Origin of the sequence: Pectobacterium peruviense (assembly GCF_002847345.1) — a bacterium.
Lineage (GTDB): Bacteria > Pseudomonadota > Gammaproteobacteria > Enterobacterales > Enterobacteriaceae > Pectobacterium > Pectobacterium peruviense.
The window spans coordinates 13,896-34,808 of the sequence record NZ_LXFV01000060.1 but is presented as its reverse complement, the minus strand read 5'-3'; the positions used below and the strand labels follow the sequence as shown (position 1 = coordinate 34,808).

Below are 20,913 nucleotides of genomic sequence, written 5' to 3'. Positions count from 1 at the left end.
GCAGGGTAAAAGTAGTGTGGTTATGGCGGTCGTTCCGTTATAACTACGATCTTGTAACAGCGGTATTTTTATAACCGGTAGGTTTATAAAAATGGTATTTGTAACAACGGTGATAAAAACAGCCGCTATTTTTCAGGTGTGGTGAGGGGAAATGACTCAGATTTTTAATTTTAGCGCCGGTCCAGCAATGCTGCCGGTTGAAGTACTGCGTCGTGCTGAACAGGAATTATGTAATTGGAATGGCCTGGGAACATCGGTCATGGAAATCAGCCATCGCAGTAAAGAGTTTATGCAGGTTGCCGCTGAATCCGAACAAGATCTGCGTGATTTGCTGAAAATCCCCTCCAACTACAAAGTGCTTTTTTGCCACGGTGGTGCGCGTGCGCAATTTGCGGCAGTGCCGTTAAATCTCTTGGGTGACCGCTCAACTGCGGATTACATCGACGGTGGATATTGGGCACACAGCGCAATCAATGAAGCAGAAAAGTATTGCACGCCTAACGTGATTGACGTGAAAACGCGCATAGACGATCTGCGTGGCATCAAGCCGATGCGTGAGTGGAAATTGTCTGATGATGCCGCGTTTGTGCATTACTGCCCGAATGAAACCATTGACGGTGTTGCGATTGAAGAAGAGCCGGATTTTGGCGATAAAATTGTGGTCGCCGACTATTCTTCCAGCATCCTGTCTCGTCGCATTGACGTTAGCCGCTACGGTGTGATCTATGCCGGTGCGCAGAAAAATATCGGCCCTGCTGGCCTGACGCTGGTTATTGTGCGTGAGGATTTGCTGGGTAAAGCGCGCCGTGAACTGCCATCGATTCTGGATTATCAGGTTCTGGCGGACAATGACTCTATGTTTAACACGCCACCGACGTTTGCCTGGTATCTGTCCGGCATGGTCTTCAAATGGCTGAAAGAGCATGGCGGTCTGGCTGAAATGGAAAAACGTAACCAAGAGAAAGCTGACCTGCTGTATAGCGCGATTGACGGTAACGATTTCTATCGTAACGACGTTGCAGTAGCGAACCGTTCTCGCATGAACGTACCGTTCTTGCTGGCGGACTCCGCGCTGGATAAAGTCTTCCTGGAGGAGTCAGTCGCTGCGGGTCTGCACGCGCTGAAAGGCCATCGTGTTGTGGGTGGCATGCGTGCTTCTATCTATAATGCGATGCCGTTGGAAGGCGTGAAAGCGCTGACTGAGTTTATGGCCGACTTCGCTCGTCGCCACGGTTGATTCACGCCAACCTCGCTACACATTTTGATCAACCCCGGGCTTTCCGGGGTTTTTATGTCCACGTTGAAAGAATAGGCTTCACATGCAGGAATCCCTGACCTTACACCCCATCAAGCTGATTAACGGCACCCTTAACCTTCCCGGGTCTAAAAGCGTCTCTAACCGTGCGCTTTTGCTCGCTGCCTTGTCCGAAGGAAAGACCCGACTGACTAACCTGTTAGACAGTGACGATGTTCGCCATATGTTGACCGCGTTAACGGCGTTGGGAGTGGAATATCATCTGTCATCTGATCGAACCGTGTGTGAAATTATTGGGCTGGGTGGTGCGTTTACAGCATCGCAGCCGCTGGAACTGTTTTTAGGGAACGCGGGTACCGCGATGCGGCCACTGGCTGCGGCTCTGTGTCTGACCGTCGGTGATATTGTTCTGACAGGCGAACCCCGCATGAAAGAGCGGCCGATTGGGCATTTGGTCGACGCACTACGTCAGGGGGGGGCGAAAATTGACTATTTGGAACAGGAAAACTATCCGCCGCTTCGTTTACACGGTGGTTTCCAGGGTGGCGAAATCAGCGTAGATGGCAGTGTATCGAGCCAGTTCCTGACTGCTCTCTTGATGACCGCGCCATTGGCCGTGCAGGATACGAAAATCAGTATTCAGGGCGATCTGGTTTCCAAACCATATATCGATATCACGCTGCATATGATGAAAGCGTTTGGTATTGACGTGCGCCATGAAAATTACCAACACTTCTTCGTTGCGGGTCGCCAGCAGTACCGTTCACCGGATGATTATCTGGTTGAAGGCGATGCGTCGTCGGCCTCTTACTTTCTGGCAGCAGCGGCGATTAAAGGTGGCGTTGTACGTGTGACTGGCGTGGGCCGTAATAGCGTACAAGGTGATATCCGTTTCGCTGATGTCCTGGAAAAGATGGGCGCAATCGTGCGTTGGGGTGAGGATTACATTGAATGCGAACGCGGTGAACTGCACGCGATCGATATGGATATGAACCATATTCCTGATGCTGCGATGACTATTGCTACGGCGGCGCTTTTCGCTCAGGGCGGTACCACAACATTGCGTAATATCTATAACTGGCGCGTGAAAGAAACCGACCGTTTAGCGGCGATGGCGATTGAACTGCGCAAAGTCGGCGCAGAAGTGGAAGAGGGGAATGACTACATTCGCATTACGCCGCCAGCCAAGCTGAAAGCGGCAGAAATCGGTACGTATAACGATCACCGTATGGCGATGTGTTTCTCGCTGGTGGCCTTGTCGGATACGCCAGTCACGATTTTGGATCCGAAGTGTACGGCTAAAACCTTCCCTGACTACTTCGAGCAATTGGCTCGTCTCAGCGAACTGGCTTGATTCCCTTCTAGGCACGGTTTCCGTGCCTTTTTCCTCGATCGCCTTCCGCTACATCCACGCTGTTTTTCTTCCGAAATTGCGTAGCGCGTTCAGATAATGCCTTATTTTTCCCGCCATTCCGGCATTGGGGTAACCTTTCTCTGTATTGATGCGTATAATGAGGCTCCGTGATGCCATAAACGGCATAAGCGGAACTTCCCAGTATTAAGGAGAGAGAAATGACGGTGATGGCACCGGTAGTTACGGTTGACGGACCGAGCGGCGCAGGCAAAGGTACCTTATGTAAGGCATTGGCTGAAGCTTTACAATGGAACCTGCTGGACTCGGGGGCTATCTATCGTGTTTTGGCTCTGGCGGCGTTACACCACCATGTGGATATCAGTTCTGAAGATGCACTGGTCCCGCTAGCCTCTCATCTTGATGTACGCTTTGTTGCAGAAGATGGGCAGTTGAAAGTCATTCTGGAAGGCGAGGACGTTAGCCACGAAATTCGTACCGAAGCGGTGGGCAATACAGCTTCTCAGGCAGCGGCTTTTCCTCGTGTTCGTGAAGCATTATTACGTCGGCAGCGTGCTTTCCGTGAGGCTCCGGGGCTGATTGCCGATGGCCGTGATATGGGGACTGTGGTCTTTCCTGACGCACCGGTGAAGATTTTCCTGGATGCCAGCGCGGAAGAACGCGCACAACGTCGCATGCTACAGTTGCAGGGGAAGGGCTTTAATGTTAACTTTGAACGTCTTTTGTCTGAGATAAAAGAACGGGATGAGCGCGATCGCAGCCGCCCCGTTGCACCGTTAGTGCCTGCTGCCGATGCGTTGGTGCTGGATTCAACGGAAATGACAATCGATGAAGTGATAGCGCGCGCGTTGGCTTATGCCCGCGAAATTTTAGCGTAATCACAGAAAACTGAATTTTTACCTCGTTGTAAGGATGCACAGCGGGGCATGTTAAACAACCCCATCGAGCAGGATGCCAGATGGACGTTAAATTGAAACCCTTAAGATTATCAAACATGACTGAATCTTTTGCTCAACTCTTTGAAGAATCCCTGAAAGAAATCGAAACCCGTCCTGGTTCCATCGTACGTGGTGTTGTTGTTGCTATTGACAAAGATGTCGTACTGGTTGACGCCGGTCTGAAATCTGAATCTGCCATTCCGGTAGAGCAATTCAAGAACGCACAGGGCGAACTGGAAATTCAGGTTGGTGATGAAGTAGACGTTGCTCTGGACGCTATCGAAGATGGCTTCGGTGAAACTCTGCTTTCTCGCGAAAAAGCTAAACGTCATGAAGCATGGCTGACGCTGGAAAAAGCCTACGAAGAAGCTGCAACTGTTACCGGTATTATCAACGGTAAAGTTAAAGGCGGTTTCACTGTTGAGCTGAATGGCATTCGTGCGTTCCTGCCAGGTTCACTGGTAGACGTTCGTCCGGTTCGCGATACACTGCATCTGGAAGGCAAAGAGCTTGAGTTCAAAGTTATCAAGCTGGATCAGAAACGCAACAACGTTGTTGTTTCCCGCCGTGCGGTTATCGAATCTGAAAACAGCGCTGAACGCGATCAACTGCTGGAAAACCTGCAGGAAGGCATGGAAGTTAAAGGTATCGTTAAGAACCTTACTGACTACGGTGCATTCGTTGATCTGGGTGGCGTTGATGGCCTGCTGCACATCACTGATATGGCTTGGAAACGTGTTAAACATCCAAGCGAAATCGTCAATGTGGGCGACGAAATCACTGTTAAAGTGCTGAAATTCGACCGCGAACGTACCCGTGTGTCTCTGGGTCTGAAACAGCTGGGCGAAGATCCATGGGTCGCTATCGCTAAGCGTTACCCAGAAAGCACGCGTCTGACTGGCCGCGTAACCAACCTGACTGATTACGGCTGCTTCGTTGAAATCGAAGAAGGCGTTGAAGGTCTGGTACACGTTTCCGAAATGGATTGGACCAACAAAAACATCCACCCATCCAAAGTTGTTAACGTTGGTGATGTAGTGGAAGTTATGGTTCTGGATATCGATGAAGAACGTCGTCGTATCTCACTGGGCCTGAAACAGTGTAAATCCAACCCATGGCAGCTGTTCGCAGAAACCCACAACAAGGGCGACCGCGTTGAAGGTAAAATCAAGTCAATCACTGACTTCGGTATCTTCATCGGTCTGGACGGCGGCATCGATGGTCTGGTGCACCTGTCCGACATCTCCTGGAACGTGGCTGGCGAAGAAGCCGTTCGCGAATACAAGAAAGGTGATGAAATCGCCGCTGTTGTTCTGCAGGTTGATGCAGAGCGCGAGCGTATCTCTCTGGGCGTGAAACAACTGGCTGAAGACCCGTTCAATAACTACCTGTCTGTTAACAAGAAAGGTGCTATTGTTACTGGTAAAGTTACAGCAGTTGACGCCAAAGGTGCTACAGTTGAATTAGCAGACGGCGTAGAAGGCTATCTGCGTGCTTCTGAAGCCTCTCGCGATCGCATTGAAGACGCAACGCTGGTACTGAACGTTGGCGACAGCGTTGAAGCGAAATACACCGGTGTTGATCGTAAAAACCGCGTTGTTAGCCTGTCTGTCCGTGCGAAAGACGAAGCTGACGAGAAAGATGCAATCGCAACTGTTAACAACAAGCCTGAAGAAAACAATTTCTCCAGCGCGATGGCAGAAGCGTTCAAAGCAGCTAAAGGCGAGTAATCACAACGGTAGAATGAGCAACGTAAGTTGCTCATTCTTGTAACGGTAGTCAGTTATCCTGGCTATTGATAGCCACGCATTTGGAGGCGCTATGACCAAGTCTGAACTTATTGAAAGGCTTGCTGGACAGCAATCTCATATCCCGGCCAAAGTGGTTGAGGATGCAGTGAAAGAAATGCTTGAACAAATGGCCTCTACGCTAGCCGAAGGCGACCGTATTGAAATCCGTGGGTTTGGCAGTTTTTCACTTCACTACCGTGCACCGCGTGTAGGTCGTAATCCGAAAACGGGTGATAAAGTTGAGCTGGAAGGTAAGTACGTTCCTCACTTTAAGCCAGGTAAGGAACTCCGCGACCGTGCTAACATTTATGGCTAATCAGTAGTCATAAATATAAGCCTTATAAAAGCACCCACTTGGGTGCTTTTTTACATTTATCGATCTTACCTCTCTAAACATCCGCATTATTGATGATCTGATTACTTATCAGAGCACCATCTGCCACGTAATACGCTTTTCTTATCGTTCTTAGGCCTGCCAGGTAGCCATCTACATACAAAATGTGAATTTTTGGTTTTCAACCGCTTGCATGTTGAAATTTTGAATGTCGTTGCCTATTTTCTAGTCTGAGCATTAACATTTCTAATGCGTTATCTCTAAATAAGGAAAGTGTATGAGTGAAGCGTGTAGTCATTCCGGCAGCATCAGTTGTTCCTGCTGTAGCCCTCTGTGGAAATCATTTCTTCCCGATATACCAATTGATATTCTGGAAATAGAGAACAGCCTACAGATAGAAACGAAATTATTCCGTTCTACGCCAAATAAGGATGGTAGCCCTGGAAAAGCGATTCTGACATTGGAAGATGGACAGGAAATTGCGGTAGAAGCCATGGGAATTCATGGCGGGTTGGTGGTAGCAACAGGTGCATATGAAGATGTGAAGGCCAAAATGCCGAAAAGCACGGTGGAGCATCAATTATCAGGCACGCAAACGCTATTACCGGGGCTGATTGAACCGCATGTGCACATCGTTAACACCGCGATGTTATCTGCCATTGGACATGATGTCAGCCCATTTGAAGAGCAGATATTACGCAAAGATTATAACAGGAACAGTGTGACATCCTGCTTGGCTGAGAAAGTGGCGGGAAAACCGGATACGGGCTGGCTTATTGGATTTGGTGCCGATCCCTCATTGTTTATTGGCGGAGATAAGGAATTTAATGCCACTATTCTTGATGAGCGTGTGACGGATAAAAGACCCGTTTTTGTTATCAATGCTTCAATGCATCTAGCCTATATCAATCATAAGGCTATCGAAACCGTTAAAGCATTTTATCAAACTCAGGGACTTCCGGTTCCCGATATTTCGCCAGATGGCATCCTGAAAGAAATCGTGGGTATACAACCTGTCGTGAATGCCATGGTTAGCAGTTATCCCAAAACAGAATTAGCGGTAAGGCTAATAGCCTCAATTCACACGCTGTTTGGTGTGGCAAGCAAGCGTGGTGTGACTTATATGCTTGATGCTGGCATTGAACCTAAAGGCGGCCCGTCTGCTTTTGATCAAGCGAGTTTGCTGGAAAAATGGGCACATTTGCCGGGTTGTCCGGTGCGGATAGGTGGTGCGCTGATCGTTACGAGTGATGATGATTTCAATAGTAAGGTGGTTGATTCTTACACCCCAGGCTACGGCGATGAACACTTTCACTTACCGTACATCAAAATTATTTCGGATGGCTCTAATCAGGGGCTGACGGGGTATCAGTCCACGCCGTATTGTTGTAACAACCGCTATGAAAAAACGCCGAGTGAGACGAATACCGGCGCTTTCAATTTCGATCCTCTCACGGATATCAATACGCTGGTGGATAGTGTTGTGCAGCATAAATGGCCGCTAATGATTCATACCAATGGCGATGAAGCCATTAGGCTAACGTTAGCGGCATTTAAACTGGCTGGCGTAACCTCAGATACCTACGAGCAGCGCCGCGATCGTCTGGAGCATGCGTCACTGCTGACTGACGATCACCTGTTGGAAATGAAGCAGCTTGGCATTTCACCTAGTTTCTTAATTGGCCATGTCGGATATTGGGGCTGGGCATTTCAGCAAACCATATTGGGAGAGGATCGGGCTAATCACCTCGATCGCTGCCAATCCGCTATTAATCATGGGATGAGAATCACGCTGCACAGCGATAACGGTGTTACACCGCTTGGGCCTCTGCGTATGATGGAGCAGGCTATTTATCGCGTGATGGAAGGTGCGCCTAAAGATACGGCTTCTGATGTGTTGAATGAGCAAGAACGGATTTCCCGTTTCGCCGCGCTTAAAGCAGCGACCTATGATGCCGCCTGGCAATGCCATGCAGAACAATGGGTTGGATCGCTGGTCGCCGGAAAATGTGCCGATTTTGTTATTTTGGCAGATTCTCCGCTAACCTATAACCCGATAGTAAAAGATAACAAAATACTCACTATGCGTGATATCTCGGTTCTGGAAACTTGGAAAGGGGGGCGTAAAGTGCATCATTCTTAACACCGTGATACCGTCATGCTAAAGCCCCGCGTTATCGATAACCGATAACACGGGGAAAGGCTTATTTATTGTGACGTTCTTTCAGGCGATTGATGATAGTCGCCAGATCTAAGTCCTGATCTTGTAGCAGCACCAGTAGGTGATACATTAGATCAGCCGCTTCGTTAGTCAGCTCTTCACGGTCATGCACCGTTGCCGCTAATGCCGCTTCCAATCCTTCTTCGCCAACCTTCTGCGCAATGCGTTTGGTACCGCTGGCATACAGACGTGCGGTGTAAGAGCTGTCTGGATCGGCATGCTTGCGTTCGGCCAGCAGTTGCTCCAACTGATAGAGGAACGTCCAGTCGCTGGCAGCAGGCGAGAAACAACTGCTGGTGCCCAGATGGCAGGTCGGCCCGATAGGGTTAACCAGAATCAGCAGCGTATCGTTATCGCAGTCCGGCGTAATAGAAACGACATTGAGGAAATGGCCAGAAGATTCGCCTTTCGTCCACAACCGTCGTTTGGTTCGCGAGAAAAACGTTACCTTGCCGCGCTCTTCGGTAGCCTGCAACGCATCCTGATTCATGTAGCCCAGCATCAACACTTCACCGGATACCGCATGTTGCACGACAACCGGCAGCATGCCGTCCGTTTTTTCCCAATCGAGTTGGTTTCGTTGTTCGTCGTTTAGAAAGCACTCTTCGCTTAACACACTCGAATCTCCACACCTTGTTGCTTAAGATATTGTTTCAGTTCGCCAATATTAATAATTTGCTTGTGAAACACCGATGCTGCCAGCGCGCCATCGACGTGAGCGGTCTGGAAGGCATCCAGAAAATGTTCCATGGTGCCTGCGCCGCCAGAAGCAATCAGCGGGACGTTGCAGACAGCACGCACCAGATTTAACTGGTGTAAATCATAGCCGTTGCGTACCCCGTCCTGATTCATCATGTTCAGGACAATCTCACCCGCGCCGCGCTTTTGCACTTCCTCTACCCAATCCAGCGTTTCCCACGTGGTGACCTTGGTCCGTGTTTCATCACCAGTGTATTGATTCACATGGTAGCGGCCAGTGGCGGCATCGTGCCAGGTATCAATCCCAACAACGATACACTGCACACCATAGCGATCGGCCAATCGGGTAATCAACTCTGGGTCAGCCAATGCCGGTGAATTGATGGAAATTTTATCTGCGCCGAAAGAGAGGATTTGACCGGCTTCTTCCACGCTTTTAATGCCGCCCGCCACACAGAAGGGAATATCGATAACTTCCGCAACGCGTGACACCCAGCTTTTGTCGACCACGCGACCATCGGAAGAAGCGGTGATATCATAAAAAACCAGCTCATCAGCGCCTTCCTGCGCGTAGCGCTGCGCCAGCGGCACAATATCACCGATGATTTCGTGGTTGCGGAACTGCACGCCTTTGACGACCTGACCGTTACGCACGTCCAGACAGGGGATTATCCGTTTTGCCAGCATGAAATAGCCTCCGCGACGTTAAATTTACCTTCCAGTAGCGCACGACCAACGATAACGCCTTGCACACCGCTGTCGCGCAAATTGGCGATATCAGTCAGATTGCCGATGCCGCCGGATGCCTGAAAGGCAATCTGCGGGTAGCGCTGGCTGATTTCACGATAGAGATCGACGTTGGAGCCGCTCAGCGTACCGTCACGGGAAATGTCGGTGCACAGGACATGCTTCAGGCCGAACGGTAGATATTGTTCAACGATCTGCTCAAGTGTGGCGTCTGAATTTTCCTGCCAGCCGCTGATGGCGACAAACTTCGTGCCGTTAGTGTCGATACGCACATCCAGCGCCAGCACCAGTGCTTCTGCACCGTAACGGGTGAACCATTGCTGAACGAGTTCCGGTTGCTTAACGGCGGTAGAGCCGATGACAACACGGCTGGCACCGGCTTTTAGCAACGCTTCTACGTCCTGCTCAGTACGAATGCCGCCGCCGATCTGTACCGGGACGCTAACGCCAGCCAACAGCGTGGTTAACAGTGGAATCTGCCGGGCTGATGGATCTTTTGCTCCGGTCAAATCCACCAGATGCAGTACGCCAGCACCTTGTTGTTGGTAATCTTGCAAGCGGGGAAGCGGATCGCTTCCGTATTGGCGCTGCTGGCCATAATCACCCTGATGCAGACGGACAACCTGTCCATCAATCAGATCTAATGCGGGAATAATCATGACGCTCTACATCTCCAGAAAGTTTTTCAGCAACTGTGCGCCCGCAGCACCAGAACGCTCGGGGTGGAACTGCACGCCAAAGAAGTTATCTTTTTCCAGCGCTGCGGTGAAGGCTTCGCCGTAGTTGGCTTGTGCAATCGTGTTTTCGCAAACTGGCATGGCATAGCTGTGAACGAAATAGAAATAAGCACCGTCATCAATATCGCGGAACAAACGATGTCCGGCCTTCGGAATCACCTGATTCCAGCCCATGTGTGGCAGAGGCAAGCCGTGGTCTATCATCTTTTTCACTGGCGTATCGACAATTCCCAGCGTGGGGATGCCACCATTTTCGTCGCTGTGTGTCCCCAACAATTGCATGCCGAGGCAAATACCGAGAACCGGCTGGGTACAGGCCTTGATCAACGCGATCAGAACGCGTTCTTCCAGTTGATTCATTGCGGCCTGCGCGGTGCCGACGCCCGGCAGAAATAGCTTGTCGGCTTGCAGGACAATCTCAGCCTCGCGGCTGACAACAGGCGTATACCCCAACCGCTGCACGGCGTAGGTCACCGAAGAGAGGTTGGCGCAGCCGGTATCAAGAATGACGACCTTCATCAGAGCACTCCTTTCGAACTCGGCAGCGTGTCACCCTCGACGCGAATTGCTTGACGTAGCGTGCGTCCGAAGACTTTAAACAGGCTTTCCACACGGTGATGATCGTTACGTCCTTTGGTTTTCAGGTGTAACGTACAGGCCATGGAATAAGACAGTGAGCGGAAGAAGTGTTCGACCATTTCCGTACTCAGATCGCCTACGCGCTGATAGTTGAATTCGGCTTTATATTCCAGATGCGGACGTCCTGAAATATCCAGCGCACAGCGTGCAAGGCACTCATCCATTGGCAGAACGAAGCCAAAACGGCCAATGCCGCGTTTGTCGCCCAGCGCTTTATTCAGGGCTTCGCCCAGTGCCAGACCGGTATCTTCCACCGTGTGGTGATCGTCAATGTACAGATCGCCTTTCACTTCAATGTTCATGCGGAAGCCGCCGTGAGTGGCGATTTGATCCAGCATATGATCGAAGAAGCCGACGCCGGTGTTGATTTTGCTACCACCTTCCTGATCCAGCCAGACGTTCACATCAATCGCGGTTTCACGCGTGACGCGGTTGACGTGTGCATGGCGGTTACGCTTGGTCAACTGGTTGGTAATCGCTTGCCAGTTCAGCCCGCCACGCTGGTAGAGCAGGCCGGTGATTCCCATATTCTGCGCCAGTTGAATATCGGTCTGGCGGTCGCCGATGACGTAGCTATTTGCCGTATCCATCAGGCCGTCGTTCAAATAGGCTGTTACCAGTTCGGTTTTAGGTTTACGACAGGTGCAGTTATCTGCCGGTAAATGCGGGCAGATCAGCACGTGCTCAAACTGGATGCCCTGCGATGTCAGAATCTGCATCATCAGGTTGTGCGGTGGATCGAAGGTGTCTTGCGGAAAGCTATCAGTTCCCAGCCCATCCTGATTCGTGATCATCACCAGCGTATAACCAGCCTTTTGCAGTGCCAGCAGCGACGGAATGACATCTGGTTCCAGCGCCAGTTTATCCAGACGGTCAACCTGAAAATCCTCAGGCGGTTCAGCAATCAATGTTCCGTCACGGTCGATAAAGAGGTATTTCTGGCCCACGTGAGCTCCTTAAAATTAAGCGTTGATGCCCGGCAATGATTGTAATGCAGCAACAACGCATTCACATTCGTAGCGGTTGCCGATAGTAATGCGCAAACAGCCTGCAAGGCTGGGTTGCTTATTTTGGTCACGTAGAATAATGCCTTGATCCCACAGCGTTTTAAATACAGAAGGGGAGGCGGTAAAGCGTACCAGCAAGTAATTACTCTCGCTGTGAAAGACTTCCTCAATGCAGGGAATATTTTTCAGAATATCGCTCAGCCAGCGGCGGTTGGCCGTTACTTCTGCAACATTCGCCTTCATTTTTGCGATCCCTTCGTGGCTCAATGCTTGAGCTGCGATGTCCGCTACGGGGGTGGACAGCGGGTAAGGCGCAATGACTTTCAACAGAAGCTGAATCACTTCAGGGTTCGCCAGGGTGAAGCCACAGCGCAATCCAGCAAGTGAAAAGGCTTTGGACAAGGTACGCAGAATCACCAAATGAGGGAACTCAGCCAGCCAGCTTGCAGTGGAAGCCTGCGGACAGAATTCAATGTAGGCTTCATCGATAACGACCAGCGCTTTTCCCTGTGCCAGCGTAAGCAACTGGCGTAAATCATCCCGTGCAATCAGGTTACCGGTCGGATTGTTTGGGCTACAAACGTACACGACCTTCGTGCCATCCAGCTGTGCTTCAATCGCATCAAGATCCAACTGCCAGTCTGATTTGCTTGCCGCCGTGCGGCGTTCGACGCCAAACGTCTCGGCGCTGACAGCATACATACCGTAGGTCGGGGGACAGAAAAGAATGGCGTCTTTCCCCGGCTCGCAGAATGCGCGAATCAGCAATTCGATACCTTCATCGGCTCCACGGCTGACCAAAACCTGTTCCGGCGTTACGCCTGCATACTCGGCGTAGCGGTTGATCACCATGACCGGCTGACATTCTGGGTAGCGGTTCAACGTCTGCAACGTTAACTGAAATTCTGGCGCTTGAGGATATTCATTGGCATTCAGCCAGACATCGCCGTTGCCACCCAGACGGCGGGCAGACTGATATGGTGTCAATGCACGGACGTTGGCGCGTGCCAGTTCTTCAATACTGCTCATGCTTGCTCCTTCAGTGCTGCAACTCGCAGGGTAACGGCGTTTTTGTGGGCGGTCAGCTGTTCAGCCTGTGCCAAAATTTCTATTGTTGGTGCCAGTTGCAGCAACCCCTGCGGCGTGAGCTGCTGTACGGTCATTCGCTTCTGGAAATCGGCCAGACCCAGACTTGAGTAGGTCGAGGTATAGCCATAGGTCGGCAGAACATGGTTAGTGCCAGAGGCATAGTCCCCAGCGGATTCCGGCGACCAGTCACCAAGGAACACCGAACCGGCGCTGGTAATGCTATCAACCAGTGATTCGGCATCGCGAGTCTGGATGATCAGGTGCTCAGGGCCATATTGATTGCTGATTTCAATACACTGTGCCAAATCACGCGCGACGATGACGCGGCTGCTGGCAAGCGCCTGACGCGCGATATCTGCACGAGACAACTGAGTGAGCTGCTCTTCAACGGCGTCAGCGACGGCTTTGGCCATGGCGGCATCGGGCGTAAGCAGGATGACCTGTGAATCCGGGCCGTGTTCAGCCTGCGATAGCAGATCGGACGCAACAAACGCAGGCGTTGCACCGCTGTCGGCGATAACCAACACTTCGGATGGTCCTGCCGGCATATCAATGGCGGCACCATCAAGCTGCTGGCTGACCTGACGTTTGGCTTCGGTGACGTAGGCATTGCCCGGACCAAAAATTTTATCGACTTTCGGCACGCTATCGGTGCCAAACGCCATCGCGGCAATCGCTTGCGCACCACCGAGCTGAAAGACTTCTTTAATACCGCACAGCTGTGCGGCATACAGAATCTCATTGGCAATCGGCGGCGGTGAACACAGCACCACGCGACCGCAGCCAGCGATGCGTGACGGTGTTCCCAGCATCAGTACGGTTGAAGGCAGCGGGGCAGAGCCCCCAGGAATATACAGGCCGACAGTTGCGATAGGGCGAGTAAGCTGCTGGCAACGTACACCCGGCTGCGTTTCGATATCGACAATCGGCAACTTTTGCGCGTTGTGGAATGTCTCGATATTACGCACGGCGATTGCCATAGCCTGTTTTACCTCATCACCCAGACGGGCGGAGGCGGCGGCAATCTCGGCATTGGTGACGCGAATCGCACCCACCTGAACCTTGTCGAACTGTGCGCTGTAGTCGCGTAAGGCACTATCACCACGGCTTTTCACGTTGGTCAGAATATCGCTTACGACGGCGGTAATGCGGTCTGACGCAGAAATGGCTGGGCGAGTCAGCAACTGGCGCTGTTCTTCTGTCGAACAGCGCTGCCAGTCGACAAGCGTGCTGAAACTGCCGGTGCTATTGGTGTTGTCAGCCATTGTCATCACTCCATCATTTTTTCAATGGGCAGGACCAGAATGGAGCTGGCACCCAACGATTTCAGCTTTTCCATGGTTTCCCAGAATAGCGTTTCGCTGCTGACCATGTGCATGGCAACACGACTTTGGTCGCCAGCCAGCGGCAGAATGGTTGGGCGCTCCGCACCTGGCAGCAGGGCAATGACTTCGTCCAGACGTTCGCTAGGTGCGTGCAGCATGATGTATTTGGATTCACGCGCCTGAATCACACCTTGCATACGGGTCAGCAGTTTATCGATTAGCTGTTGTTTCTCTGCAGGCATCTCGCCGTCGCGCTGAATCAGGCAGGCCTTGGAGCGGTAAATCACTTCGACTTCACGCAGACCGTTGGCTTCCAACGTGGCACCGGTTGATACCAGATCGCAGATGGCATCAGCCAAACCCGCGCGTGGTGCCACTTCAACGGAACCGTTGAGCAGACAGGATTTGAAATTAACGGATTGTCTGTCGAGATATTGTTTGAGCAGGTGAGGATAAGAGGTGGCAATACGTTTGTTTTGCAAGCATTCAGGGCCGGTATAAGCCTCGTCCAGCGGCATTGCCAACGACAGGCGGCAGCCGCCAAAATCCAAACGACGCAGCGTGAAGTAACGCGGATCTTCGCCCTGAGCACGACGGTTTAACAGCTCTTCTTCCAGCACGTTTTCACCGATGATACCCAGATCGACCACGCCATCCATCACCAGACCGGGGATATCGTCATCACGTACGCGCAGGATATCAATTGGCATATTTTCTGCGAACGCGATCAGGCGCTGTTGCTGTAAGTTGATTTTGATACCGCAGCGTGCCAGCAGCTCGCGTGAATCGTCGCTCAGGCGGCCTGACTTCTGCATTGCAATCCGTAAACGTGTTTTATCCAGCATGGAAACCTCATTAACCTGTCAAATTTAAATTTCTAGAAATATAGCGAGCATAAAAAAACCCTCGGAAGGTGATCTTCCGAGGGCTCTCTTTGTGTTCTGCGCCACTGGAAGATCTGAACGTCTTCCAGCACCAACTGCCCGAAGACTAATCAGGATGATGGTGATGATGGTGGTTAAACAGAACGCGTGTCATAAAATGTCTCTTTGTGGTGTCAGTGTTTATTAAATCAATAGCGATTTATCTGTCGAATAACCTAAACCATGTCTGGCCCGTTGTGCAACATTTTTTTAGCAGATAAGGGAAGTTCGTTTTGGTTGGGCGATGCGCCAGCATAATCGCGCTGGATATCGGTTCTTGATAGGCAGAAAAGTCTGCTGAAATCAGGCAGGCTCCGTAGCGATGGCGGAAAAAGCCGTTTACTCTGTAGGCATGGGTGTTTATCACAAGCTCCTTGCAGGGGAGAACGGCAGATGAAAAAGGTATCGATTGTGGGATTGGGCTGGCTGGGTATGCCGCTGGCTCTGGCGCTGAATGGACACGGTTACCATGTGACGGGAACGAAAACGACTCAGGATGGCGTTGAGGCGGCGCGGATGAGTGGGATTGAATGCTATCAATTAACGCTGACGCCTGAGCTGGAATGTGATTCTGACGAGCTTAGTGCATTACTACAGGTTGACGTATTAATCGTGACGTTACCCGCTAGCCGAACGGCGGAAGGCGGTGAAGGATATGTGCAAGCGGTGCAACAGTTAGTGGATATGGCGCGTGTGTTTCATGTTCCGCGCATTATCTTCACCAGTTCAACCTCGGTCTATGGCGATAACGACGGTACAGTAAAAGAGACCTCGCCGCTACAACCGACAACGGTAGCAGGGAAGACGCTGGTGTCCCTCGAACAGTGGTTGCAGCATTTACCCGATACCTCTGTCGATATCTTGCGTCTTGCGGGGTTGGTGGGGGGCGATCGCCATCCCGGCCGTTTCCTGGCGGGTAAAACCAATCTGCCGCGCGGCAATCATGGCGTGAATCTGGTGCATCAGGAAGATGTGCTGTCGGCGATCCTGCTGCTACTTAAGCTACCTAACGGTGGGCATATTTATAATCTGTGTGCGACAGAACATCCTGCCAGACAGGACTTCTATCCTGAACAGGCGCGCAGATTACACGTGTCTCCGCCGCAGTTTGCACCCGTAACCGATAGCTCTCTGGGCCGGATTGTGGATGGACAGCGCATCTGCCATGAGCTTGGGTTTGACTATCAGTATCCCAATCCCTCGACGATGCCGTTGAACGAGGGAGCGTAGGGCTAACCGCAGTGCGCGGCCACAAGATTTTACGTCGAGAAGGTTCTGATACGCCCGGATGAGCGTGAGACTATCCGGGCGGAGGGGCGTGTTAAAACGACGTCCAATCACTTTCCGATGAAGCCGCTTTTTTGTCTGCCGTCTGCACACGTTTTGGCAGTGCGTGCTGTTGCGTAGAGGATGATGTCCGTCGGGCTGTGTGGTTGTCAGACTGAGACACGCGGAAGTGTTCAAGCAGCTTCTCCAACAGCACCGCTTGTTCTTCTAGCGAATTGGCGGAAATGGACGATTCCATTACCAGCGAGGCGTTCTGTTGTGTGGTGGTGTCCAGTTCGCTGATGGCCTGCGCGATTTGCCCAATTCCTCGGCTCTGTTCCTCAGAGGCGGATGAAATTTCCCCCATAATGTCGTTCACACGGGAAACGGAATCGACGATTTGCTCCATGGTTTCTCCGGCAACCGCAACAAGATGGCTACCTGCATTGGTGCGTTCGACTGATTCTGCGATCAGTGCCTCAATGTCTTTGGCGGCCTGAGAACTGCGTTGTGACAAGCTGCGCACTTCGCCCGCGACAACGGCAAAACCACGGCCTTGTTCACCGGCGCGTGCAGCTTCTACCGCGGCGTTCAACGCCAGAATGTTGGTTTGGAAGGCAATGCTGTTGATGACGGTGGTGATATCGGCGATTTTCCTGGAGCTGGCGGCGATATTGTCCATCGTCGTGACGACCTGCTTCACAACCTCACCGCCTTTAAGCGCGTTTTTGGATGCATCGGCAGCGATCTGGCTGGCATGCTTGGCGTTGTCGGCATTGTTTTTCACCGTTGAGGTGAGCTCTTCCATGCTGGCTGCGGTTTCAACGACTGCCGCTGACTGCTGCTCGGTGCGTGACGACAGATCGCTATTGCCTGTGGCAATTTTGCTCGCCGATTGGCTGACGCTGCCTACGCTGTCCCGCACTTCGGAAATAACGTGACGTAACTGTTCATTCATCGTGCCCATTGCGTGGGTGAGTCTTCCCAGTTCATCATTGCGATCGGTATGAATCGTCGTGGTCAGGTCGCCACTGGCAATGCGTTCCGCCAGCGACAGGTTATGGATAATGGGTCTGGTGATAATCCGAGTAATGTAGATTGAAATGATGATGCCGATAATGACGGCGATGAGACCGATGATCATCGTAATCGTGGCAGAGTTATAGGCCAATTCATCGTTTTTCGCTTTTACGACGGTAATGAGTGATTTGATGTCGGCGCTGCTCCGAGTACCGGCTTTCATCACGTCATTTTCTGCTTTTTTTACATCATTCAATGCCGCGTAATAGGCCGTGTTAAGTTGCATGTATTGGCCAATGTAACGCCATAGCGTATCAGTTTGTGTTTTAACGTCGGCGGGTAGTACTGAAGACGATAATGACTGATAGGTTTTTTCTGCGGCCTTATAACGCGAGTCCAGAGCGGCTAAGGCGCTATCGGTGCCTTTCATCTGTAGCTCATAGGATAGATGCTGTATATCGGTTAACAGAAAAGCAATGTCGCTTGCGTGATGATAGGTTGCACCGTCGATGAGAGCATCGTTGAGCGTTTGTCGGAAGGTATCAATCACTGTTTTTGCATTTTCTGTATTAATAGCTTCGCGTGTTCCGACCATTTTTTGCGTCGCGGTAGACATTGCAGTCACCGACTGTTGAAAATCTTCTAAGTTATTATGTAAGTTTTTAATAAAACCTAATTCTTCATCACTCCAGGAGAGGGTGTTGGCACTGTTGGTTAACGTTGATGCACTTTTGACAAAATCGGCGAGTATGTCTTTGGTTTTTTCGTCTGCGGTGTAGAAATATTTAACGCGATTAATCTTGGCCTGGAAAACTTCAATATTAATGTTGTAAATAAGGTTCGTTTTCTCATAAATGTCCCGAATGGCAACGAATCTATTCATGCTAAGCGATGACGCAATAATAACGAGCAATAAGATAATGCCAAACCCAGCATACAGTTTATGTGCGATTTTTGTGTTACGAATTCGACTAGCAAGATGCTGCATTATAACTCTCCATGTATGACTCTTTTTTTAATAAAAATAACGATCACGATTTCATTGCCAACGGCTTTTATTACTACCTCCTATGCGTTATCGGATTTTGTTATCGCTATGTTAGTGTCGATATCGGAGATAATAACATTCTGTGATGGATATCAAGGTGAGCTGTGCAAATGCATAGTGTTTTATGGTAATACTGCCAAAATAGCGTAGCGTACTGATTATTTAACGATTTATTTATTGCCGAGATATCATTAGGTCATTAAATCCCGCCCTGACGTAATATCAGGGCGGGGCGATTAACTATCAGAATGTTGTCCAGCCGGAATCCTGTGTTTGCTTTGATGCAGGTGGTAGATGCTTCTGCTGTGATGGTAAACCAGGGACATTCGTTTTTGGCTTACGCCCCTCGTTATCAGACAGGCGGAAGTTCGCGACCATACTTTCCAATATGGCCGACTGCTCTTCCAGAGAGTTCGCAGAGATTGACGATTCCATCACCAGCGCCGCATTCTGCTGCGTAGTGGTATCAAGTTCGCTGATGGCGCGGGAAATTTGCTCAATGCCACGGCTTTGTTCGTCGGAGGCGGAAGCGATTTCCCCCATGATGTCGTTAACCCGTGAGACGGAAGAGACGATCTCATCCATTGCCGTTCCCGCATTAGCCACCAGTTGTGTCCCTACGTTGATACGTGATACCGATTCAGATATCAGGCTGGCGATCTCTTTCGCGGCCTGAGACGTGCGTTGAGAAAGTGTCCGTACCTCGCTGGCTACCACGGCGAATCCACGGCCTTGTTCCCCGGCTCGCGCGGCTTCTACTGCGGCGTTAAGCGCCAGAATATTGGTCTGGAAAGCAATACTATTGATAACGGCAGTAATGTCGGCAATCTTCCGTGAACTGTCTGAAATACCTGACATCGTATCCACCACATTTCGTACCACTTCGCCGCCTTTGTGCGCATTTTGTGAGGCTTCGGTACTGATTTGGCTCGCCTGTTTGGCATTCTCGGCGTTGTTTTTCACAGTCGACGTCAGTTCTTCCATGCTGGCGGCGGTTTCGACTACGGCAGCAGATTGTTGTTCGGTACGTGAGGAGAGATCGCTATTACCCGCAGCAATCTTGGCCGCAGAGGTTGAAACGCTGTCCACGCTGTCCCGTACATCACTGATCATATGGCGCAGCTTCTCGTTCATTCTCCCCATGGCGGCCGTTAACTGTCCCAGTTCATCATCACGGTCAAGGGTGATGGTTGAGGTCAGATCGCCAGCCGCAATTTTTTCCGCCAGAGAGAGGTTATAAATGACAGGACGGGTAATTTGGCGAGTAATCAGCAGTGAGATAATGATGCCGATGACCACAGCAATAAGGCCAATGATCATCGTGATCGTGGCAGAACCGTATGCCAGTGCGTCATTCTTCTCTTTGACGATAGTGATAATCGCTTTAATGGAAGCGCTGCTTTTGTCTCCACCGACCTTCACGCCGTCTTCTGCTTTTTTCAGGTCGTTGATACTCTGGAAGTAGTCGTTGTTGAGCTTTTTATAGCCAGTGACATAGCTGACCAGGCTTTCTACCGCCGCCTTTTGTTCCGGCGTTAACGCCGGAACGGTGGCCTGATAGCTGCTGTCAAAGCGACTAAAAGCCGCATCGAACTGCTTCGCCGCATCGGCATTTTGCTTCAGTTGCAATTCATAGGATGCCTGCTTCAGTTCTGAAACCTGCGTTGCCAGATCCTCTGCCTGATATAGCGTTGCGCTATCCGAAGGTTGCTGGCGCAGTTTGGCGTAAAAATCGGTTGTTATGTTCTGCCCGTTAGCGGTGCTGATTTTGTCTCTGTTTTCGACTACGCGCTGCGTGGCTTTGCCCATATCGGTGATGGCGTTCTGGAATTCGGTCAGGTGCTGGCCGAGATCATTGACGAGCGTTGCCCCTTCCGGACTCCATGAGAGCGTTTTTGCTTCAGTAGTTAATTCTGAGGCGTGTTTAACAAAGCCTGCCATCGTTTCGCGTGACTTTTCATCATAGGAATAAAAATATTTCAGGCGGTTTATTTTTGCCTGAAAGACCTCAATATTAATGTTGTAAATCAGGTTGGTTTTCTCATAGATATCACGAATTTCCCTGAAGCGACCTGCGCTGAGCAGCGATGCAATGATGACCAGTAGCAGGATGACCCCGAACCCAAGATAAAGTTTTTGGGATATTTTAAGATTTCTGATTTTTTTGGCTAAGAACATGACGTCTCTCCGGGGATAAATTACTGGTGTCGGATATTAATAACGATATGACCCATAGTGCTTATCGGATTCATGGTGGTTTTTTTTAGTGTGGGTGCAGAAACTAATAATAATTTGTGAGGGTTATCTCTCGCTGTTGGACAACTGCACAGCAGGTGCCGGTTGAATTACCAATAAGCGGAAGTGTTAATTGAATTAGGAATAAACACAGGAGATTATGATTATTTTTTTAATCTTTAAAAAATAAGGAAGGAAAATACTATTGTTAGAAATAAATTGAAATATAAATGAGATGAAAAACATGAATAGTTAACTTTAGTCTTAA

General features: G+C 50.5%; 18 protein-coding genes and 1 other annotated feature. Of the genes, 7 read left to right on the top strand and 11 right to left on the bottom strand.

Annotated features, from left to right (window positions below; all coding sequences use genetic code 11):
* The first annotated feature begins 151 nt into the window (after positions 1-151).
* The 6 genes from serC (at position 152) to A0G03_RS21665 (ending at position 7,832) form a co-directional block, all read left to right on the top strand.
* Positions 152-1,237 (top strand): 3-phosphoserine/phosphohydroxythreonine transaminase, encoded by a 1,086-nt coding sequence (gene serC, locus A0G03_RS21690; protein WP_048259800.1) that lies wholly within the window; start codon positions 152-154, stop codon positions 1,235-1,237.
* An 82-nt stretch (positions 1,238-1,319) separates the two neighbouring features.
* Positions 1,320-2,609, top strand: coding sequence for a 3-phosphoshikimate 1-carboxyvinyltransferase (aroA, locus tag A0G03_RS21685; RefSeq protein ID WP_048259801.1), 1,290 nt, complete (start codon positions 1,320-1,322; stop codon positions 2,607-2,609).
* A gap of 218 nt (positions 2,610-2,827) precedes the next feature.
* Positions 2,828-3,505, top strand: a complete 678-nt coding sequence (cmk, locus tag A0G03_RS21680; protein WP_014699662.1) for a (d)CMP kinase — start codon at positions 2,828-2,830, stop codon at positions 3,503-3,505.
* 116 nt (positions 3,506-3,621) lie between these two features.
* On the top strand, positions 3,622-5,295 hold the full coding sequence (gene rpsA, locus A0G03_RS21675) for a 30S ribosomal protein S1 (RefSeq protein ID WP_039357911.1): 1,674 nt from the start codon (positions 3,622-3,624) through the stop codon (positions 5,293-5,295).
* Positions 5,296-5,386: 91 nt separating this feature from the next.
* Positions 5,387-5,671: an integration host factor subunit beta gene (gene ihfB, locus A0G03_RS21670; RefSeq protein ID WP_005967571.1), complete on the top strand. Its 285-nt coding sequence runs from the start codon at positions 5,387-5,389 to the stop codon at positions 5,669-5,671.
* A 295-nt stretch (positions 5,672-5,966) separates the two neighbouring features.
* Positions 5,967-7,832 (top strand): amidohydrolase, encoded by a 1,866-nt coding sequence (locus A0G03_RS21665; protein WP_048259802.1) that lies wholly within the window; start codon positions 5,967-5,969, stop codon positions 7,830-7,832.
* A gap of 61 nt (positions 7,833-7,893) precedes the next feature.
* On the opposite strand, the gene hisIE is transcribed toward A0G03_RS21665, so the two are convergent.
* The 9 genes from hisIE to hisL all read right to left on the bottom strand — a co-directional run bounded on the left by hisIE (position 7,894) and on the right by hisL (position 15,191).
* Positions 7,894-8,526: a bifunctional phosphoribosyl-AMP cyclohydrolase/phosphoribosyl-ATP diphosphatase HisIE gene (gene hisIE / locus A0G03_RS21660; RefSeq protein ID WP_072062020.1), complete on the bottom strand. Its 633-nt coding sequence runs from the start codon at positions 8,524-8,526 to the stop codon at positions 7,894-7,896.
* The gene (gene hisF, locus A0G03_RS21655) at positions 8,520-9,296 is read right to left on the bottom strand and encodes an imidazole glycerol phosphate synthase subunit HisF (RefSeq protein WP_048259803.1); all 777 of its coding nucleotides are present in this window, start codon (positions 9,294-9,296) and stop codon (positions 8,520-8,522) included. The genes hisIE and hisF overlap by 7 nt, the downstream gene beginning before the upstream one ends.
* Positions 9,278-10,015 carry a 1-(5-phosphoribosyl)-5-[(5-phosphoribosylamino)methylideneamino]imidazole-4-carboxamide isomerase gene (gene hisA, locus A0G03_RS21650; RefSeq protein ID WP_048259804.1) on the bottom strand — a complete coding sequence of 246 codons (738 nt, stop codon included), beginning with the start codon at positions 10,013-10,015 and terminating at the stop codon, positions 9,278-9,280. Before hisA ends, hisF begins: the two co-directional genes overlap by 19 nt.
* 6 nt (positions 10,016-10,021) lie before the next feature.
* On the bottom strand, positions 10,022-10,612 hold the full coding sequence (gene hisH / locus A0G03_RS21645) for an imidazole glycerol phosphate synthase subunit HisH (RefSeq protein ID WP_048259805.1): 591 nt from the start codon (positions 10,610-10,612) through the stop codon (positions 10,022-10,024).
* Entirely contained in the window at positions 10,612-11,679 is a 1,068-nt protein-coding gene (gene hisB / locus A0G03_RS21640) for a bifunctional histidinol-phosphatase/imidazoleglycerol-phosphate dehydratase HisB (RefSeq protein ID WP_048259806.1), read from the bottom strand. Before hisB ends, hisH begins: the two co-directional genes overlap by 1 nt.
* 15 nt (positions 11,680-11,694) lie before the next feature.
* Positions 11,695-12,768, bottom strand: coding sequence for a histidinol-phosphate transaminase (gene hisC / locus A0G03_RS21635; RefSeq protein WP_048259807.1), 1,074 nt, complete (start codon positions 12,766-12,768; stop codon positions 11,695-11,697).
* Complete coding sequence (gene hisD / locus A0G03_RS21630; protein ID WP_048259808.1) at positions 12,765-14,093, bottom strand: histidinol dehydrogenase; 1,329 nt, start codon at positions 14,091-14,093, stop codon at positions 12,765-12,767. Before hisD ends, hisC begins: the two co-directional genes overlap by 4 nt.
* Before the next feature lie 5 nt (positions 14,094-14,098).
* Positions 14,099-14,998: an ATP phosphoribosyltransferase gene (gene hisG / locus A0G03_RS21625; RefSeq protein WP_039300620.1), complete on the bottom strand. Its 900-nt coding sequence runs from the start codon at positions 14,996-14,998 to the stop codon at positions 14,099-14,101.
* A gap of 49 nt (positions 14,999-15,047) precedes the next feature.
* Positions 15,048-15,168 (bottom strand) — a sequence feature (His leader region).
* Positions 15,144-15,191, bottom strand: coding sequence for a his operon leader peptide (gene hisL, locus A0G03_RS21810; RefSeq protein ID WP_106389040.1), 48 nt, complete (start codon positions 15,189-15,191; stop codon positions 15,144-15,146). Its footprint overlaps the feature before it by 25 nt.
* 278 nt (positions 15,192-15,469) lie before the next feature.
* Here hisL and A0G03_RS21620 point away from each other — a divergent pair, with 278 nt between their 5' ends.
* A complete protein-coding gene (locus A0G03_RS21620; RefSeq protein WP_048259809.1) occupies positions 15,470-16,306 on the top strand; it encodes an SDR family oxidoreductase in 837 nt (278 codons plus the stop codon).
* 91 nt (positions 16,307-16,397) lie between these two features.
* Here the strand turns inward: A0G03_RS21620 and A0G03_RS21615 are convergent, their stop codons facing one another.
* On the bottom strand, positions 16,398-18,350 hold the full coding sequence (locus tag A0G03_RS21615) for a methyl-accepting chemotaxis protein (RefSeq protein WP_048259810.1): 1,953 nt from the start codon (positions 18,348-18,350) through the stop codon (positions 16,398-16,400).
* Positions 18,351-18,653: 303 nt separating this feature from the next.
* On the bottom strand, positions 18,654-20,588 hold the full coding sequence (locus A0G03_RS21610) for a methyl-accepting chemotaxis protein (RefSeq protein WP_048259811.1): 1,935 nt from the start codon (positions 20,586-20,588) through the stop codon (positions 18,654-18,656).
* Positions 20,589-20,913: the final 325 nt, after the last annotated feature.

What these genes read in the sequence shown, in the direction of transcription:
- serC (WP_048259800.1), top strand. Translation starts at nt 152, where the DNA reads ATGACTCAGATTTTTAATTTTAGCGCCGGTCCAGCAATGCTGCCGGTT.
- aroA (WP_048259801.1), top strand. Translation starts at nt 1,320, where the DNA reads ATGCAGGAATCCCTGACCTTACACCCCATCAAGCTGATTAACGGCACC.
- cmk (WP_014699662.1), top strand. Translation starts at nt 2,828, where the DNA reads ATGACGGTGATGGCACCGGTAGTTACGGTTGACGGACCGAGCGGCGCA.
- rpsA (WP_039357911.1), top strand. Translation starts at nt 3,622, where the DNA reads ATGACTGAATCTTTTGCTCAACTCTTTGAAGAATCCCTGAAAGAAATC.
- ihfB (WP_005967571.1), top strand. Translation starts at nt 5,387, where the DNA reads ATGACCAAGTCTGAACTTATTGAAAGGCTTGCTGGACAGCAATCTCAT.
- A0G03_RS21665 (WP_048259802.1), top strand. Translation starts at nt 5,967, where the DNA reads ATGAGTGAAGCGTGTAGTCATTCCGGCAGCATCAGTTGTTCCTGCTGT.
- hisF (WP_048259803.1), bottom strand. Translation starts at nt 9,296, where the DNA reads ATGCTGGCAAAACGGATAATCCCCTGTCTGGACGTGCGTAACGGTCAG.
- hisA (WP_048259804.1), bottom strand. Translation starts at nt 10,015, where the DNA reads ATGATTATTCCCGCATTAGATCTGATTGATGGACAGGTTGTCCGTCTG.
- hisH (WP_048259805.1), bottom strand. Translation starts at nt 10,612, where the DNA reads ATGAAGGTCGTCATTCTTGATACCGGCTGCGCCAACCTCTCTTCGGTG.
- hisC (WP_048259807.1), bottom strand. Translation starts at nt 12,768, where the DNA reads ATGAGCAGTATTGAAGAACTGGCACGCGCCAACGTCCGTGCATTGACA.
- hisD (WP_048259808.1), bottom strand. Translation starts at nt 14,093, where the DNA reads ATGGCTGACAACACCAATAGCACCGGCAGTTTCAGCACGCTTGTCGAC.
- hisG (WP_039300620.1), bottom strand. Translation starts at nt 14,998, where the DNA reads ATGCTGGATAAAACACGTTTACGGATTGCAATGCAGAAGTCAGGCCGC.
- A0G03_RS21620 (WP_048259809.1), top strand. Translation starts at nt 15,470, where the DNA reads ATGAAAAAGGTATCGATTGTGGGATTGGGCTGGCTGGGTATGCCGCTG.
- A0G03_RS21615 (WP_048259810.1), bottom strand. Translation starts at nt 18,350, where the DNA reads ATGCAGCATCTTGCTAGTCGAATTCGTAACACAAAAATCGCACATAAA.
- A0G03_RS21610 (WP_048259811.1), bottom strand. Translation starts at nt 20,588, where the DNA reads ATGTTCTTAGCCAAAAAAATCAGAAATCTTAAAATATCCCAAAAACTT.